A 15,302-nucleotide genomic window follows, 5' to 3' on the forward strand; every position below is an offset into this window, starting at 1 on the left:
CTGGAATTCACCCTATGGATAGGGTATCTTAAGAGACTTAATCTCTCATCAATCCCCAGCATTTATGAAAACCCTTGTCCGTATCCTGTTAATCTTTACATTATTTTTAGGATTAGCAGGATGTAACTTGATAGGAATATCCTCCCAACAAGAGCAACTTGCTACCGTTGCAGCACTCCCTACACCCCAATTACCTGCATGGATTGAGCAAATTAGTCCCCTGGGGGAAGCTACACCTTTGCAACAAATTCGGATTCGGTTTCGAGAACCTTTAATTCCTATCGAAAGTTTAGATAATCCGCAGCAGCAAAACTTACTGACAAAATTTGTTTTAGAACCACCAATTAAAGGACAATTTCGTTTTTTAACTCCTCGGATGGTGGGTTTTCAAGCTGAAAAAGCTTTACCGAAAGCGACTCGATTAAAAGTGACTCTCAAATCTGGTTTGGCAGATTTAAAAAATCACCGTTTAAATCAAGATTTAGCCTGGACATTTAATACAGAAAGTATAAAAATCAGCAATTTACCGGGGAAAAACCCCGTTGAAGATGCAGAAAATGAACCGATTGATTTAAAACAAAAATTACAAGCTACTGCTAATACAGAATTAGATATTAGTTCTCTACAACAACATTTACAGTTAATTCCGGAAGGTAAGAAGGAAGGGATAAAATTTAATATTGAATTAGATAAGTCTGATAATAGTCAAGATAGCACAGACCCCTTGGAAAAGTTTGACCCTTCCCAAAGAAATTGGATTTATAATCTGACACCCCAAAAGGATTTAGAAAAGTCTGCTAAATATCGCTTAGTTTTTGCTCCGGGAATTCTCCCTAGCTATGGTAACTTACCCAGTGATAAGGAATTTTCCAGTAAAATTAATACCTATTCCCCCCTCGCATTTAAACAAATTAAATTTTACGGATTACCTGATGGAGCAGGAGCCTATGGTAGGTTTGTTAATGGTAGTCCCCAATTAGAATTTAATAATGGATTGGTGGCAGAATCTGCAATTAAAAGTATCACAATTAATCCCAAGCCCCAAGATATTTCTCGTCTAATTCAAGCAAATGATAATGAGGCAATTATTAGTCTCAATCCCTATGGTTTAGAACCGAATAAAACCTACACCATTACTATTGACGGGAATCTCCAAGATAAATTTGGACAAACCTTAGGAAAACCAGTGACGGTGAAATATAGCACCGGGGATGTTGCTGGGGATATGTGGGTTCCTAATGGTTTAAATATTTTCCCATCTGGGAAGGATTTACAGTTAAATATTTCGGCAGTTAATCTACCAGAGAAAAAATATCAAGCTGCATTTAAGGTAGTAGAACCTAGGGATTTAGTCTACTCTAATTCTGCTTCTCCCCTATTACCACAACAGAGTCAATGGCAAAGTTTTCCGATTCCCACAAAGAAAAACCAACTCCAACAAATTGCCGTTTCCTTGAAAGATAAACTCCCTAATAGTACAGGAATGTTAGCCTATGGGGTACAAGCAAAGATAAATAAGTATCAGGAGGAGGGTAAGGAACTTTGGCGAGAACCGACAACCTATGGTTTGGTACAATTAACTAATTTAGGTGTATTTTCCCAATGGTTTCCTGACTCTGGTTTAATTCGAGTACACCATTTAAATGATGGTTCCCCTGTAAATGGGGCAAATGTGGAAATTTACCAGTCAAAATTAGAAGAAAAATCGACTACAACACCTCTACCCTGTACATCAGGAAAAACAGATACTAACGGATTACTGCAACTAAAAAATTCAGATTTACAGGGATGTTTTCCGAATCAAGCATCCTTTAGCAAGTCACCCCAACTATTAGTAATAGCGAAGGAGAATCAAGATTGGGCATTTGCCCGCACTGAGGAATATAGTGGTAGTTACGGTTATGGTATCTATGCAGATTGGGATGAAGGTAAACCCTTATCACGGGGTGTTATCTTTTCTGATAGACAATTATATCAACCAGGAGAGAAAGCTTGGTTCACCGCGATCGCCACTTTTTTCCAAAATAGAACGATTCAACAGGATATGAATGGGGAATATCAGGTAAACCTGGTTGATGCGAATGGTAAAAAGACGAATTTAGGCAAGAAAACCACAAATGAATTTGGAACTTTCTCCCTGGAATTACCCATTCAAAAAAATCAGCCCCTAGGTTACTATACTATCCAAGCGACAGGGAAGAATGGGCGAGAAATTTCTGGAGAATTTCGGATTGCGGAATTTAAACCACCTAACTTTAAAGTCGATCTAAAATTAAATCAGGAATTTGCCTATCTCGATGAGAAAATTACTGCTCAAACAGCAAGTAACTATCTTTTTGGCGCTCCTGTTTCCGGGGGACAAGCAAAATACTTTGTTACCCGTGAGAAAGTCAATTTTACCCCGAAGAATTGGGAAGAATTTACCTTCGGTAGACAATGGTTTTATCCGGAAGAAGCACCAAATATCACCAGTGATGTGCTGCAAACTACTACCCAGTTAGATAATACGGGTAATAGCAATCAAATAATTACCGTAGCCAAGGATTTACCCTACCCCATGGAGTATCGGGTAGACGTGCAAGTGGCAGATGTTTCTAATTTATCCGTAGCTAGTTCGCAAAAGTTTACTGCTTTACCAAGTAAAAATTTAATTGGCTTAAAAAATAATTTTGTCGCCGATGGGGGTAAGGAGTTTCCTGTAGAAATTATCGTTACCGATGCAGCTGGTAAACCCCAAGAAAATCAACGGGTACGTCTAGAATTACAAGAGATGAAATACAGTAATGTTACCCAAGTTTTAGAAGGAACTCGTACCCAGAAAAACCAAATTGAATATCAAACAGTTGCCACCACAGAAGTTAACTCTAAAAATAGTCCCCAAACCGTCAAATTCACACCCAAAACATCAGGCTCCTACCGTATCCGTGCCAATTTCAGCAATACCAAAGATGAAATTACTGCCACCGACACACAAATTTGGGTGACAGGAGATAACTCTGTAAATTGGACTTCCGATGATAAAAATCTCCTAGAAGTTAAACTCAATAAAAAGGAATATCAACCGGGTGAAACTGCCACTGCTTTAATTCAATCTCCCTACCCCGAAGGAGAATTATATTTTGCAGTCATCAAAGACAAACCCCTTTACCAAAAAGTCACAAAAGTCAAGGGAGGAGCGCCACAAATTCAATTTCAAATCACCCCAGAAATGCTACCAAATGCAGCAGTACAAGCTGTATTAGTACGTCAAGGTGTTCCTCTAAAACAAGTGGAACCCGGAACCGTGGATAAACTCGTAAAAATTGGTTTTGCACCCTTCAAAGTCAACCTGCAAGAGAAGTATTTAAACACCAAAATTACCCCTCTGCAACCATCCCTAGAACCCGGTGGAGAGGAAACCATCCAACTCGAATTGACAGATAAGCAAAATCAACCCACCAAAGGGCAATTAACCGTCATGGTAGTCAACGAAGCAGTACTGCAACTATCAGGTTATCGTCCCCCCGATTTAGTGAATACAGTATATGCAGAGCAACCCCTCTCGACAAGATTTGCCGATAATCGCCCCGATGTGGTAGTAGAGCAGAGCGCGATCGCCAAACCGAAGGGATGGGGTTACGGTGGTGGGTTATCCGATGCAGCTGCTAGTACCCGTATCCGCAAAGAGTTTCAAGCATTAGCCTACTATAACGGTTCCTTAGTCACCGATGATACCGGAAAAGCACAGGTGACATTTAAACTTCCCGATGACTTAACTACCTGGAGAGTCATGGTAGTTGCAACCGATGGCAATTTACGGTTTGGCAATGGTGACGCAAGTTTCCTCACAACTAAACCTGTACTAACTAATGCCATTCTTCCCCAATTTGCCCGCCCAGGAGATAGATTTCAAGGGGGATTATCGGTGACAAATAATAGTGGGAAATCTGGTAGTCTTTCTCTAAATGGCGAGTTTACAGGAACAGTCAAATTTGCAGAGAAAAATTCCCTCACTACTAACCTCGAAACTGCTACCCGTGCCTACCGCTTCCCCATGGTAGCCGACAAAGTTGGCACTTCCGAATTAAAATTTACCACCCAAGTTGATGGAACTTCTGTGGATGCTTTTGCTGTTCCCCTAGAAGTCAAACCCCTAGCAGTTACAGAAGCAGTCGTAGAAACTGGAGTCACTACCAAAACTACAAAAATTCCCCTAAATATTCAAAAGGAAAAAGTTAGTGATGATGGCTTAGAAATTCAAATTGCCAGTACTCTCATTCCCGAAATTACAGCCCCAGCTAAAGAAGTTTGGGAAGAAGAACTGCCCTTTGCTGAACCAGCAACCAGTCAATTAAAAATTGCCGCCAGTTTACAAACCATTGCCACAACCTATAAACAAAACTTTGCCGAATTTCAACCTGAAAATAAAGCCAAACAAGCCTTAGAAAAGCTACAACAACTGCAACTTACAGATGGCGGTTTTGCCTCCTATCCAGGACAAGAAAAATCTGACCCCTGGGTGTCTGCCGACATTGCAGAAGCTCTCTCTCAGACAAATCAAGCATTTCCTCAGTTAGTTAAGCAACCAACTATTTCCCGTCTTCAAGGATATCTCAACAATGTTGCAGCTAATCCTGGTAAATTCGTGAATTGTAAAGAATCAGGTTGTAAAAGTCAGCTACAGTTAAATGCTTTAATTGGCTTAGAAAAACTAGGAGAAAAAAGGAACAGTTTCCTGGCAGATATCTACAAACAAAAAGATACCTTCTCCATTGTCAATCAAATTAAGTTAGCGCGATACCTCACCCTGTTCCCCGAATGGCAGGATGAAGCCAAAGCCTTAACTAATAAATTACAGCAGAACATCTCCGAAACAGGTAGAAGTGCCAGCATTAATTTACCCAGTAATTGGCGCTGGATGAACTCCCAAACTGCTGCCCAATCCCAAGCTTTACGCCTATTCATCTCCCAGAAAAGCAAACCAGAAACCCTAGACAAGATTCTCCAAAGTCTGTTAAATCTACGTCGTGATGGCACATGGCAAAGTAGTTATGATAATGCGGAAGCCTTAACCTCCTTAGCTGACTATGCACAACTAGAAGCAACACCACCAAATTTCCTCGCAACCGTCAAATTAGCTGGTAAAAAACTGTTAGAAAATAAATTCGTCGGATATACTAACCCCAGCGCAGCAACCAAAGTTTCCCTAGAACAAATACCCCAGGGTAAGCATGATTTAGTCATGGAAAAATCGGGACAGGGTAAATTACACTACCTCGTTGCCTACCGTTACCGTCTCCCTGGCAATCAACCAGGAAGGTATCAAGGATTACGAGTATCTCGACAAATTCGAGAAGTCAACGGGGAGAAACCCTTGCAGGAAATGGGCTTGTACGCTACTGATAAACCAACTCGCCTTAACGTCGGTCAAGTATTTGACATTGCCTTAGAGTTAATTACTGACCATCCCGTAGACCATGTATTAATTACAGACCCCCTAGCGGCAGGTTTAGAAGCCATAGACCAAAGTTTCCAAACTAGTACCTCCGCACTGCAATCCCCCACAGATAGCTGGGAATTAGGATACAGAAATATTTACCGCGATCGCCTGGTTGCCTATGCAAACCACTTGGAACCGGGAGTTTATAGCCTCCACTACTTAGTACGTTCCGTCACACCGGGAACCTTTACCCATCCCGGAGCAGAAGCACACCTGAAGTATGCACCGGAAGAGTTTGGACGTTCTGCGGAGTCTACCTTAGTTGTGGAGGAGAAAAGTTAGTAGTCTGTCAAATTTGAATTGGGAGACAAGGGAGACAAGGGAGACAAGGGGGACAAGGGGGAACAGGGGGGAGATATCCCTCAAATTAACCTTGACAGTGTACTAGTACTGCTACGCGGAATGCTCCCTGTGGGAGAGCTACGCTAACGTAACTACTTTGCTGCAAGTGTTTCAGACATTTGGAATGGGTGGTTTATTTCAGCCGCCCTGTAATAGTTAATTTCACTACACCAACAACACCAAAACCGCTTCTTTAACCCAAGCAGTACAATACAGTCATTCTACGTTTATGCGTCCGCTATGGTTCAAACCCCTACGCAAGCAATCACCACTAAATTATGCGAACTCGACATCACACGCCAACTTTTGCTTATCACCTATCCCCCAGTCATCCCTTGTAATACTTGACTAATCACCTCACTACTAACTGTATCCGTGACTGTCACTGCTCCTATCTGGGTGGGTAAGACAAATCGGACTTTTCCAGCTTTCACCTTCTTATCTAACTGCAATGTGATCGCGATCGCGGTGATATCCAAACCCTGGGGTAACTTTGTTGGTAAACCTGCTTGAGTAATTAAAGCATCCTGCTTCACAGCTTCCGCTTCTGTCCACATTCCCAGGGCAACAGCTATTTTACCAGCCGCTACCATCCCGATCGCCACTGCTTCGCCATGATTCACCAGGGTGTAACCCGTCAAACTTTCCACTGCATGACCAATAGTATGTCCGTAGTTGAGTATCGCCCGTAACCCGGCTTCCTTCTCATCCTGACTGACAACATCCGCCTTGGCTTGGCAAGACCGAGTTAAAATTAAGTTAATTAACTCCGGGGAAATACTGTCCATCCTATCCAACCCCGAACTAGCTGCCATCTTGGCAAATAATTCCCCATCCCAAATCACCCCATACTTAATCACCTCTGCCATCCCAGCTCGAAATTCCCGTACAGGGAGAGTTGACAATACTTCCGGGTCAATTAAAACTAAACGTGGTTGATGAAACGCACCAATTAAATTTTTGCCTTGGGGATGGTTTACCCCCGTTTTTCCACCAATTGAGGCATCCACCATTGCCAAGAGAGTAGTGGGCACTTGGACAAAATTGATACCACGCAACCAAGTCGCCGCCGCAAACCCAGTCATGTCACCAATGACACCACCACCCAAGGCTACCATGGTGGCAGAACGTTCCAGGCGATTTTCTAGGGCAGTATTATAGATTTGCTGAATAGATTCCAGGGTTTTGTAATTTTCGCCATCGGGGAGTAGACACTCAGAAACATCAAAACCTGCACTTTCGAGAGAGGCGATCGCCCTTGCACCATACAAAGGGAAAACCGTGGAATTAGAAACCAGTAATATATTCTTACCGAGTTTCAACCCTGATAAATACTCACCTAATTTATCCAAACCATGGGATGCAATCACAATCTCGTATGCATCCTGGGGTAAATTCACGGGAATCACAGCAGCCATAACTAATACTCTTCTCCTAGCGCCTGTGTATTCTACCGCAAAATTTGACCGGGAAATTTGCAGCTATATTGATGACATGAGTCGTGAGGCAGAAGTATGGATGAGAGACTGAACCGTGCTACCCAAGCATTAACTAATTTCCTAGCTACACCCCTAGATACCCAACTCCAAACCCCTAGGGAACCTAACATCTTAAATCTATTTCAAGATGTGGCTGCAACAGTTCCTGCATACCAAGCTTTTCTCCAGGAACATGACATCAACCCTAGCTCCATCAAAACATTAGCTGATTTCCAGCAGCTACCCCCAATTACCAAGGAAAATTATTTACAAAAATATCCCATATCTGCGTTATGTCGCCATGGCAAACTAGAAACCTGTGACATGATTGCAGTCTCCTCTGGTTCTACGGGAAAACCCACATTTTGGGGGCGTTTTTTCAGCGATGAGTTACAAATTGCTACCCGTTTTGAGCAGATATTTCATGATAGTTTTGCTGCTGATACCCGTCGCACCTTGGCAGTCATTTGTTTTACCCTGGGGACTTGGGTAGGGGGAATGTACACGACAAATTGCTGTCGTTACCTTGCGTGGAAAGGTTATCCCCTCACCGTTGTTACTCCCGGTAATCACAAGGAAGAAATTTTTCGGGTAGTGGGGGAAATGGGTAAATTATTTGACCAAGTGGTTCTACTGGGATATCCCCCTTTCTTGAAAGATGTTATTGATACGGGGATTGCCCGTGGTATTCCCTGGAAAGAATATCAAGTAAAATTAGTGATGGCAGGGGAGGTATTTAGTGAAGAATGGCGGAGTTTGGTGGGGGAAAGAATCGGTGCAGTCAATCCTTGTTATGATTCTGCGTCTTTGTATGGAACTGCGGATGCGGGGGTATTGGGAAATGAAACACCTTTGAGTATTTGTATTCGCCGCTTTTTAGGGGAAAATCCAGAAGCTGCCAGGAAGCTATTTGGTGAATCTCGTTTACCTACCTTGGTACAGTATGACCCCCAGAGTCGTTTTTTTGAAGTTGTGGATAACACCTTATTATTTTCTGGTGATAACGGTATTCCTCTGATACGTTACAACATCCTAGATAGGGGGGGAATTATTGGTTATGGGGAGATGTTGGAGTTTTTAGCTGAGTATAATTTTCATCCTACCTCGGAATTAACCAATGTACGTCACTTACCCTTCGTCTATGTGTTTGGACGTTCTAATTTTACAGTCTCCTATTTTGGCGCGAATATTTACCCGGAAAATGTCACCGTGGGGTTAGAGCAACCTGTGATTCAGGATTGGGTGACAGGAAAGTTCGTCTTACAAGTTCTTGAAGATACAGATAAAAATAAGTTGCTGACGGTGGTGGTGGAGTTAGCTCCAGGGGTAGAAGCAGACTCAGGGAAGAAAGAGGCGATCGCCACTGCAATTCTTACCCAATTACGACGCTTGAATAGTGAATTTGCTAACTATGTACCCCCAGAATACCAAACCCCCCAAGTCACTCTCAAACCTATGGGTGATGTGGAATATTTTCCCTTGGGAGTGAAGCACCGATACACCCGTAAGTAATTTTTCCCCAAATACTAATTAGGGGGTAATACTTCAATTAACTTCGCTGTTTGTACATTTCCCAATACACGATGGGGTACTGCTGTCAAGCTCAAATCCTTGGGTATCCAAACATAGCTATGACTAGGTAATTGGGAGAGAGAATCAACTCGTTTGCCATGGTGGGGGGTATAAAAGTTGAGTAAAACGGCTGTTTTGCCACCTATAGGGAGAAAATGCACAGGGTGATTTTGCAGAATTGGGGCGATCGCCGGTTGTTGGATAAATGCTTTGACATCGGGATTATAGTCGTTGAAAAAGCCATTCACAGCAGCAACCGCTAAACCTAACCAAGTTGCTACCAACCAGCTAGCTATCCAAGATTGGTGGGAATATTTCTGCCATCTCAGCAAACATAACCAACTTCCACCCACAGCGATCGCCACCATCCCATACAGAGGAATTTGCCCATTCCCGATAATTACAGCAGCTATCCCAGCAAGGAATAAAATTACACCAAATATGCCAAAAATATAACTCAAACTGAGTTTAACTCGTTGTCTGAAGGTGGTAATTTCTCCTAATCCTGCTAAACCCACAGCTGCGAGTAAAGCAATAAAGGGATAAACACAGAGACTATAGTGAGATAGACGTGTGGAGAATAAAGTTAATTCTGTAAATAAAGTCAGAGGAAAACCCACAATTAATAATTGATAGCGGGGTAGGGGATGACGCAGGAGTAAAATTAACCCCAAAACGGCAAATAAGCACCAAGGAAAAGATTTCAGGGGGAGATTCCAGAAGTAAAATTCCAAACCGTTATTACCGCGATCGCCAGAACCCAAGGTGACGACAAAATTTAGTAATGCACCTGTACTGCGAGCTTGATAACGTTGGGAACTCAACCATAACCACACCAGAGTGGGAATCAATCCCAAAAGATATCCCAGATACAATAGGGGATTATATAGGTGACGATGACGGTTATTTTCTGTAATTAAATAGGGGAATAATGCCACCGTGGGCAAAATAATCATAAAACTTCTGACGAGAAATCCTAAACCTAGACAGAAGCCAGCAATGAAACCATAAAAATAGTATTTCTGCGGTTCCCTTTCCCCTTGCAACAAACAAAAAATTGCCAAGAGAACTAACAGCATCATCGGCATATCTGGAGTCCCCAAACGGGCATATTGTACCCAAAGAAATTCCCCAGTTAAAATTGCCCCAGCTAACCAAGCTAAATACTCCCCATAAATAATTCTACCAATTTCATAAACCAGTAATAGACAACACATACCCGCAATCATTACCGGCAACCGCACAGTCATTTCATTCATTCCCAAAAGCTTGTATGATAAAGCCAACAGCCAGTAAAAGCCGGGAGTTTTATGGTGAGGTTCAGACCAAGGGTTAATCCAATCACCAGACTCTAACATCAAGCGCGATCGCCAAGCATAAAGTCCCTCATCATGAGCCATTAAACTACTTTGCCCAGAACTTAAAAACAATAAAGGCAGTAATAAAAGTAACAAACTCAAATAATGTAATCTGCGTCCATTGAATCGTAATTTTGATAACATTTCAGCAATCAGGGATGAATGTTGTTTGGTAGACTCGTTTATTTTCCCGTCTTTTTCTAAGATTATGTAAGGCACTATACATTTTGCCCTAACCTTTTCGGAATTGAAGTTTTATGTTGCTGAGACCAAATCAACGCACTAAGCTAGATGACACAGATGACAAGTTATTTTATGTTTATCCTCGCTTTGTCACCCATGTAGACGAAGGGTTCATTCAACAGCTAACAGATTTATATCGCGATCGCCTCCAACCCCACACACGCATTTTCGATATGATGAGCAGTTGGGTATCCCACCTTCCAGAAGAGCTACAATTTGACCATGTGGAAGGACATGGATTGAATGGAGAAGAACTCAGTCGCAATCCCCGATTAAATAACTATTTTGTCCAAAATCTCAACGATAATCCCAAACTACCCTGCAAAGATGGAGAATTTGACGCTGTTCTCAACTGCGTCTCTGTACAATACCTCCAATATCCCGAAGCCATATTTACCGAAATCCATCGCATTCTCAAACCTGGTGGAATTGCCATCATTAGCTTTTCTAATCGGATGTTCTTTCAAAAAGCTATCCAAGCATGGCGAGAAGGCTCCGAATCAACTCGCGTGGAATTAGTCAAGGGCTATTTTACCTCAGTTCCTGGCTTTACTCCTCCAGAAGTAATTATTCGCCAATCTAGCGCTCCTAATTTCCTCCAGTGGCTAGGTGTGGCAAGCGGCGATCCATTTTATGCTGTGATAGCTTACCGAGATTAGCTCATCAAAGTCAGAGAAATGTAAATTTTCTCACCATATCACTCATACACAGGTGATAATTGCCCAGTCAAGCAAAGTAGCGGTTATCAATGGAGTGAGATTCCATTTCGATTCCTCAAAAGCTTGTGGGATGGGTATTTATCCTCCCTACAACCCTTCCATTGATAAACCACTATCAAGTTTTGTTTTGTACAACTTCATATCTCGGAAAAAGGTGAAGTATAAAAGAACAGGGTATATAGATATACATTCATCGTAAATCTAGATTCCCCTGATAAGAACCGATTTAGGAGCCTAAAATGGATTTAAAACGCACACCCAAAATTTTAACTGCCCTCTTATTATCAGTGTTAATACTGACAACAGCTTGTTCAAGTGCGAAAGAACCCAGTCGTTTTGATCAAGCACAGAAAGATAGTAGTACCGCCAAAAGTGGACAAGCTGTATCTAAAAATGCTACCCAGGGTAGTGAATTTAACAAGTTCTTCCCCCAAGGCGGAAGTGGCTACAGTCGCGTTTTTACCCAAGAGAAGAAGGGTTTTGCAGAAGCCAAATTAAAGAAAGATGGTAAAGATGTGGCGATGCTGTCAATTTCTGATACCAAGAGTACACCTAGTGCGGCAGCGAAATTTACGAAAAGTACCAAGGATATCGGTGGTTATCCCTCCATCGAAGTTGGTAACACCCAAACCGCAGTCTTGGTAAAAGAACGCTACCAAGTCAAAGTACTGTCTCGAACCCCCTCATTTAAAGCTAGCGATCGCGCAACTTGGATTCAGAAATTTAACCTTGATGGTTTAGCAAAACTCAAATAATTCATCTCTCATAGCGAAAAGTCAACAAATCAATCACCCTTCAATAGACAAAATTCAGGAGCTAAATTTGTGAGTAAAGCAATTTTTGAAATGGTAGATGAACTACCAACTAGTGGCTTAACAATTTCCATGTTAAACGCCCTCGATTTTGCCGCTCCTGGAGAATGGCAAAATACTGTGGGTTTTGTCAATACCATTAAAACAGTTACTGGTGAAGAGGATGAAAGCTTAATTCAAGCCATTGGTGAACGGGCTATTTACCTGTATAATGACCGTTCCCAGGGATACCAACGAGCAATGTGGTTATATCAAACCGTTGATGGTACAGATAAACTCCTAGGTGCGGCAGCTTTAGCAAACAAAGTCGGTGAAACAATTCCCCTCCTGGGTTTTTTAAACTCAGTCACCCCCAAACCTGACAAAGCTCAAACTATTGATTTATGTCTGAAATTAGTAGTTGAGTTAGTTGCTTTCTGTCAAATTAATGGTATTCCCGGTGACAGTATTGGTGATTTTGTTGCTTCCTTGGGAGAGTATAGCGGTGAATCACTAATTCGGATGGTGGCATTAGTTTGTGTTGATGGTTTAATACCTTTAGGTCCAGATTTCATCACTAAAGCTCTTTCTAGTATTAATAGTATGAGTCCCCAAGACTTAGAGCACAATTCCACTTTCCAAAATATCAAAAATGATATTCCTGGAGATAATTCTGGTAGTAAACTCAACTTTATCGGTCAAAGTTTTGATTCCGTCAAAGGTTGGATGAGCAATTTAGTTGCAGATCGTAATTTGACACCTAGCAAAGTTTTACATAACTTCCAAGGTTTTGTGGAAATTGCTGACGATAAACTCGATTATGTTGCGGCATTTTTAGATGTTTCTACCAACTACTATGAACATACGGGGACACAAACCCTAGCACGACGTTTAATTGAACGTGCGGTTGCAGAAATTTAAACCTCCAAATATTCCATATTTTGAAGTAGTTAAGAATCATCTTATCACCTCAAAATTTCGGCATATATAAGTGAATAAAGTATAATTAGGGCAAACTATTTGCCCTTTTTTTATTCATACCATCGGCTGATTTTTTGCCAGACGAGATTAATATCACTTTTTCAGAAAAATTGCTATTTGCTCACCAACCCAACTACGAGTAAATTTATTACCCTGAAAAGATACTTCTTCTACCTGTGCTTGCTTACTCCTTTTCGTCTCCATATAAAATACTGCACAAGGATTAAATGTATTGTTTTGAGCAATATGAGTCTTCAATCCCGAATTATTATTGACATTAATGTGTTGCAGTTGTAAATCTTTCATCCCAGCTTCAGACAAAAGCATCCATAGTGGATATTCCCAAGCATCATTACCCATCATTAAGCCAATTTTAGAGCAATTTTTTTCCTGAAGGAATTTTACGCTTTCCTGGTAAGTTTTTTGCATATTTGGTCGATTACTAAAATATTGCTCTATCCGGGCAGTCTGCCAAACATTTTGATGACCAATTAGAGGTTTATAACGATTGAATGCTAGCCAGGGAAGTGAGGAAATCAACAAAAAAATTACAATCAAATTAACAATTCTTTTTTGAGTTATTCTGGATAGGATAATTCCCAGAAATGGTGCAACTAAAATAAAGAAAGGCAAATGTAAGCGACTATGCCAAGGTTGCCATTTTACTAAGAAACAAAATATTAAGAATGTACTAGCAGATGTTATCAGATAGGCTGTTAAATATCTTTCATGATATTTCTTTCTTCCCCAAATATATAGGGAAAATAATGCCACAAATAACAAAAAATGCCAGAGATTACCTGCACTATTTTCATTTCCTGGAAATCCGAGAGTAGACCAACCACCGGGTACGAAAAAAGTCTTAGTAAAAGTAGTTCTGGGGTCACTAACATCAATACCAATAAAACTATGTAATATCTGGATAATTTTATTAGTTGCTCCACTCAGAAAACCAATTGGTGTGCCTAAATGTAATCCAGAATTTCGTAAAATATTTGATAATAGAACCTGAATCCCTAAAATTTCATTTTTATAGCTACTCGGTTCCCCTAAAGGTGAGGCAAATACTTGATAATTCCGCAGATAATGATTGATATTTAATGATAAGCCTAGAAATGCCACAATAGCAGCAGGTTTCCAAACAGACCAACGTAATCGTAAAATCTGAGAAATACTCAGCCAAACTAAGAAAGGTAAAACGTATACATAGGCAGTACCTTTAGTGAGAATTGCTAAACCCAAACTACTTCCGAGGAGAAAATACTCACTCAATTTGGCATTTTTCCCTGCTTGTATCACACTAATTGTGTAATATGCCAAGGAAATTAACCAAAATCCTAAAGCATAATCATTCTGAGTACTGGAAGCTTGTAAGATTCCCATGGGTATAGTTGCTGTGACAACTGCGGTAAAAATTTGTCCGCGCAAATCTGCACCTAATTTTTCAGCAATTAAAGAACTACCCAGAACACAACCAATCAAACTCCACCACTGCATACAATTAGCAAAGTAATCACCACCACTCAGAAATTGGAAATGTAAAATTACATATTCAGACCAAGGATTTTGATAGATTTGGGGAGTGTAGCTAGTGGGGTAGTGAGCTACCGTTTGATGCTGTATCCAATACATGATACGACTCATGTGATAATCCATGGAATCCCAGTTATTGGGTGGTGATGCAATACAAGTTATGCCAATAGTGAAAATAATTAAACTGACACCACTTACTAATATTTTAGCGAATGGAGGTATGGTAGATAACTGATACCATAATTTAGTCAGATTAGTACTAAAAACGGTGCGAGAATATTTAACTAGGAGCAGGATAATAAAAATCAGCCAACTAGAGGAGATGGCTGTGAAATTAAGAATATGGAAATAACTTAGAACTTCTGTTATCAGAGTCAGAATAACCCCCCAAATCACAGATGTTTTTAAGAAGCAATATCGAATTTCGGGTTCACTACTGTAGCAAATAGCGAAAATAATTGCTAGGACAATAATAGTTATTAGCATTTACAATAATGATTAATTAATATGGTTATCATCAGTTTTTCGACTGAATAACTTATGCAATAGACGGGATATAATATAGTAGTTACATTTGATTTTTATGAGCATAAGTTGTACTTTTTGATGACAGAATATCTTATTTAGTTTTTATGCCCCAATGTTTGTAACTATGGCGTTAGTCTATTGTTTACACACCCTAGATATATATTAAAAATCAATTCATATCCCTAGACTTTTATCGCAATGCAAGTATTTGTTTGGCAATGGCATAAATGCCTAGCTTCGCAGTTAATACTGTTTTATTTCAGTGGTTATACTGGTGA

The 15,302-nt window shown here is 40.7% G+C and carries 8 protein-coding genes; 5 read left to right on the forward strand and 3 right to left on the reverse strand.

Annotated features, from left to right (window positions below; genetic code table 11):
* The first annotated feature begins 64 nt into the window (after positions 1–64).
* Positions 65–5,761: an alpha-2-macroglobulin gene (locus IJ00_RS01615; RefSeq protein ID WP_035149375.1), complete on the forward strand. Its 5,697-nt coding sequence runs from the start codon at positions 65–67 to the stop codon at positions 5,759–5,761.
* A gap of 377 nt (positions 5,762–6,138) precedes the next feature.
* Here IJ00_RS01615 and aroB read toward each other — a convergent pair whose 3' ends face one another.
* Complete coding sequence (aroB, locus tag IJ00_RS01620) at positions 6,139–7,239, reverse strand: 3-dehydroquinate synthase (protein ID WP_035149376.1); 1,101 nt, start codon at positions 7,237–7,239, stop codon at positions 6,139–6,141.
* 96 nt (positions 7,240–7,335) lie between these two features.
* Here aroB and IJ00_RS01625 point away from each other — a divergent pair, with 96 nt between their 5' ends.
* Positions 7,336–8,811: a phenylacetate--CoA ligase family protein gene (locus IJ00_RS01625; RefSeq protein ID WP_035149378.1), complete on the forward strand. Its 1,476-nt coding sequence runs from the start codon at positions 7,336–7,338 to the stop codon at positions 8,809–8,811.
* A 14-nt stretch (positions 8,812–8,825) separates the two neighbouring features.
* On the opposite strand, the gene IJ00_RS01630 is transcribed toward IJ00_RS01625, so the two are convergent.
* The gene (locus IJ00_RS01630; RefSeq protein ID WP_238178413.1) at positions 8,826–10,448 is read right to left on the reverse strand and encodes a glycosyltransferase family 39 protein; all 1,623 of its coding nucleotides are present in this window, start codon (positions 10,446–10,448) and stop codon (positions 8,826–8,828) included.
* A 38-nt stretch (positions 10,449–10,486) separates the two neighbouring features.
* Here IJ00_RS01630 and IJ00_RS01635 point away from each other — a divergent pair, with 38 nt between their 5' ends.
* The 3 genes from IJ00_RS01635 to IJ00_RS01645 all read left to right on the forward strand — a co-directional run bounded on the left by IJ00_RS01635 (position 10,487) and on the right by IJ00_RS01645 (position 12,903).
* A complete protein-coding gene (locus IJ00_RS01635) occupies positions 10,487–11,131 on the forward strand; it encodes a class I SAM-dependent methyltransferase (protein WP_035149379.1) in 645 nt (214 codons plus the stop codon).
* Between the two features lie 299 nt (positions 11,132–11,430).
* Positions 11,431–11,946, forward strand: coding sequence for a hypothetical protein (locus tag IJ00_RS01640; protein WP_035149381.1), 516 nt, complete (start codon positions 11,431–11,433; stop codon positions 11,944–11,946).
* 69 nt (positions 11,947–12,015) lie between these two features.
* Positions 12,016–12,903 carry a hypothetical protein gene (locus tag IJ00_RS01645; protein ID WP_035149382.1) on the forward strand — a complete coding sequence of 296 codons (888 nt, stop codon included), beginning with the start codon at positions 12,016–12,018 and terminating at the stop codon, positions 12,901–12,903.
* Between the two features lie 153 nt (positions 12,904–13,056).
* On the opposite strand, the gene IJ00_RS01650 is transcribed toward IJ00_RS01645, so the two are convergent.
* Positions 13,057–14,982: a glycosyltransferase family 39 protein gene (locus IJ00_RS01650; protein WP_035149384.1), complete on the reverse strand. Its 1,926-nt coding sequence runs from the start codon at positions 14,980–14,982 to the stop codon at positions 13,057–13,059.
* Positions 14,983–15,302: the final 320 nt, after the last annotated feature.

It is taken from the genome of Calothrix sp. 336/3, from assembly GCF_000734895.2.
Classification (GTDB): domain Bacteria; phylum Cyanobacteriota; class Cyanobacteriia; order Cyanobacteriales; family Nostocaceae; genus 336-3.